The 3842-nt window shown below is 43.7% G+C and carries 4 protein-coding genes; 2 read left to right on the plus strand and 2 right to left on the minus strand.

What is annotated here, in order from left to right; translation table 11 throughout:
• Positions 1-198 precede the first annotated feature (198 nt).
• A complete protein-coding gene (locus NZ875_09640) occupies positions 199-1233 on the plus strand; it encodes an ATP-binding protein (GenBank protein MCS7175997.1) in 1035 nt (344 codons plus the stop codon).
• Between the two features lie 7 nt (positions 1234-1240).
• Positions 1241-1789 (plus strand): hypothetical protein, encoded by a 549-nt coding sequence (locus tag NZ875_09645; GenBank protein ID MCS7175998.1) that lies wholly within the window; start codon positions 1241-1243, stop codon positions 1787-1789.
• 160 nt (positions 1790-1949) lie between these two features.
• Here NZ875_09645 and nagA read toward each other — a convergent pair whose 3' ends face one another.
• Both nagA and NZ875_09655 read right to left on the minus strand, forming a co-directional pair.
• Positions 1950-3170, minus strand: coding sequence for an N-acetylglucosamine-6-phosphate deacetylase (gene nagA, locus NZ875_09650; protein MCS7175999.1), 1221 nt, complete (start codon positions 3168-3170; stop codon positions 1950-1952).
• Positions 3171-3189: 19 nt separating this feature from the next.
• A partial coding sequence (locus NZ875_09655; protein ID MCS7176000.1) for a sugar isomerase domain-containing protein occupies positions 3190-3842 on the minus strand: 653 nt, incomplete at its 5' end.

Consider the following 3842-nt stretch of genomic DNA (forward strand, 5'->3'; position numbering starts at 1 on the left):
AGTTTCCTTTCATCCCACCATCACGTAACACCCGGTGGTGAAACTACCGGGTCAAACACGTGATGGTGATGAACAACACTCAGAATGCCGAACAATCCAATGCCATTCACGGCCTTCACCTTTTGATTAGATCATACCACAAAAAGATGAGTTTGACAAATGTAATACGAAAGATTCAGCTTTAAAAACTACAAAAACTTGTACGATCTGGAACTTCTCGATTTGAATCGTTTCAATCTGATCGTTGGTAAGAACAACTCCGGTAAAACCAACCTCCTTGAGGCTCTGTTCATTCATTCTTGTAAGAGGAATGTACCATCTTTCCTGTCACCTTTCGTGTCCAGACCTCTTTCTGGTTCGATCTTTGAATCCTTCTGGCAGTATTTGTTTTCGAACGCAAATGTTTCTGAGCCCATTATCTTGTCTGGAGAAACGGAAACCCAAAGATGGAGCATCGAAGTAACTGAAGAAAAGAAAACTTTGAGCAAAGTTCTTCCATCGATGATAGAACAACTCAAATTTGCTGATACACACCCTCAAACGTTGAGTATCAAGCTGAGTTTTGAAAACTTTGAGACGAAAGAAAAATCTGAAGATGAGTATTTCATGACAATGATCCCAGGGGCTCATCAACCAATCTTGAGCAAAGATCCGGTTTCATCCGACATCAACTGCACTTTTGTTCCCCCATATCTAACCAACGAATGGAAGCAACGATGGTTCTGGCCCAACTTGGAAGATATATTCAAATTGAAGATGGAAACGAAGTTGATCGAGGTGTTGAAAGTCATAGAGCCGAAACTTGAAGATTTTCAACTTGCTAGGGATGATTTGTACGTAGGGATCAAGGATATATCGGCGAGACTCCCCATCGGTCAAGTGGGAAACGGCCTGATCGTGGTATTGGTGAAAACTTTGGCCATTCTCAAAAGCCAAAAAGGTGTTGTCCTCATAGATGAATTCGAAAATGGACTTCATCACAGCGCGTTGAAAAAAATCTGGGAGATCTTCAAAGAATTGGCTCGCAAGCTCGATGTTCAAATCGTAGCAATGACGCACAGCCTTGAATGTCTGAAGGCTGCATACGAAGTGTTTTCGAACGATACAGTTTTCGATTTTTCCCTTTACCGTCTAGAGCAAGTGGGAAAGAAGAACCGTGTGATACGTTATGACGGGGAAAGCTTTCAAATATCTATTCAAATATCTATAGAACAAGATTTGGAAGTGAGGTAAAGCCTCTGTGGCAAAAAACACAAAGGAAAAACCAAAACAGATAGAAAAGCCTTGCTTGATACTCGTCGAAGGTGTGACCGATGAGAAATTTTTCAACAGTCTATTGAAACATCTTCAAATCGATCACGAACTTTACGATATCTGGCCCAGTGGAGGTAAGGAAGAACTTCTGAAAACCATAAAAATCCTCGAAAAAGTACCAGGATTCGATCGTTTGAAGCTATTGATGATATTCCTGGATGCCGACGAAAATTCGAACGAAACTTTTAAGCGTGTCAGAGATGCTTTGTCGAGAGCTGAGTTGCCCGTTCCTGCTAGACAGTTCGAACTGGTCGAGTCGAAAATCTCTGTGATCGCTGGAACTATTCCTCCCGAGGAGGATACGGGTACTTTTAAAAAGGCAAAGTTCAGGATCGCTCTTGCCCTTGAGAACTTGCCTGGTATCGACTCAGCAAGTCAAAGAGACCTTTTCGATTTTAATTCATCCACCCTTTCTCCAGTGAGAGAAGCTTTGAAGAACATAAACCGCTTTGCTGAACCGATTGACAATAGATGAGATTCAAACATCTTCGTCAGCCTTCAAGCCTTTGACACCTTTTCATTCTGAATCATCACAGAGGGTTCTTTAAGGGCCAAATTGAACCGCTTCAGATCTGATCCAAAACGCAAAATGAAAAAAGGACTGTCAAGATAATGGGAATATTTTTGTTTGATAGCTATCTAGAATTTCTGTGATAGACGATTTTTCCTTCAACCATTGTGAGTATCACCTGAAAGTTTTGATCGAAAATCGTTATATCTGCAAATTTCCCCTGGGACAACGTTCCTCTATGAGCGTGTATGTTCATTATCCTTGCAGGGACATTCGTCACCATTTTCACAGCTTCCGTGATAGTTAGACCAGCATAGAAAACCAAGTTTCTCACGATATCGATCATCAGTGCAACACTGCCTGCAAACGCTTGTCTGTTGGACAGTTTCGCCACACATCCTTCCGGTGAGATTTCGAAGTCTTCTATGACATCACGTTCGACAACCACGTTGAGACCTCCAAGCGTGTAGTTACCAGGGCCAAAACCAGTGGCAGAGATAGCATCGGTGATACCACAAACGCGATCGGGTTTCTTGGTTTTGATAACGAGTCTCATCAAAGACGGTGGTAAATGATGACCATCGGCAATCATCTCCGTAGTTAACTCATCGAGAAGGAGCGTGGACTCCAAAACACCAGCAATTCTGTAAGAGTTGATTCTCCGAACGCTTGACATCCCAGAGAACACGTGTGTCACATGGGAAAATCCATTCTCAATTGCCATTAAAACTTCTTGGTAAGTTGCGTTTGAATGTGCTATGGAGACCAAAACACCATGTCGTGAAAAAAATCTTGCGACATCCAGCGCGCCTGGTAACTCTGGCGCCATCGAGATCCTTCTGACTACACCTGTTTCGAGCAGGATTTTCGCCTCATCTAAAGAGGGTTTTCTGAGATATTTTGGATTCTGAGCTCCTACTTGTGATTCATTGAAGTATGGGCCTTCAACATGTGCTCCGAGTATCTTCGCACCTGTTTCTTCGCTGGGATTCAAATCCATAGCCTTTCTCAACGCGACCAAACTTTCCAAGATGTTCTCAAATGGAGCTGTGAGTGTTGTGGGGTAAAGGCCAGTTGTACCACCTTTAGCGTGAGTACGAGTTATATTGAGTAAAGCCTCAACGGTGGCGTCCATCGTGTCGCTGCCTCCACCGCCGTGGACGTGTATATCAATGAACCCGGGAGAAACGTAGCAACCGGGGAAGTCCAACGTTTCATCAACACTTGTGTTCTTGAATTCTTCCCAGGTTCCAACACCCACAATCTTGTCATCCTCAACCAAAACGACCCCGTTCTCGATCGTCCTGTGGGGTGTCACTAGATTTCCTATCAGCATTCGTTTCATCGAAATCCCTCTCGATTCTTCAAAGCAGTTTTATCCTCCCCGAATATTTTTCAAAATACATTTGGTTAGCTTTATCTCCACCTGGAACATTGGCACTCGTCCAGATTGGTGCTTCGATACCTTTAGAAACGAGTATCTCGACGGTTCTTATCACGAGCAAGTTCAAAACAAAAAGATTCAGCAAAGTCGAAACAGGTCCAATTTTCTTGCCTATTTCTCCAACTTCAATGACAGCATCGCCATAAGGCATGTGATTGTCTATGTGTACATCCACAACATCACAGAGATTGAATTTGGTTGGGTGTCTTGCAGGATGATCCGCTGGGACTTTACTGGCGAATTCCCTGCTGGTCACACCTATCGTTGGTACCGACCTCCTTTTAGCCTCTAGAGCCACATCTATGCACATTGCGTTGATCCCATAGGCGTTCACGATGATCAAAACACCATCTTTAACATTGTAAGCGTTGAGAACTGATACACCATAACCTGGGGTTCTTTCCACGATCGTTGACCGTCTGGCACCCATCGCCAACAGTGTGCCAGGATCGAGGATCGCATTGACAGGTACCAATCCTCCGGCTCTGTAAAAGAGCTCTTCGGCCCCCATGTTAGAGTGTCCACCTGGTCCTATCACGTGAACGAGCTGATCTTTTTCTATAGCTGAAGAAA

It is taken from the genome of Pseudothermotoga sp. (assembly GCA_025060105.1).
Classification (GTDB): Bacteria; Thermotogota; Thermotogae; order Thermotogales; family DSM-5069; genus Pseudothermotoga_A.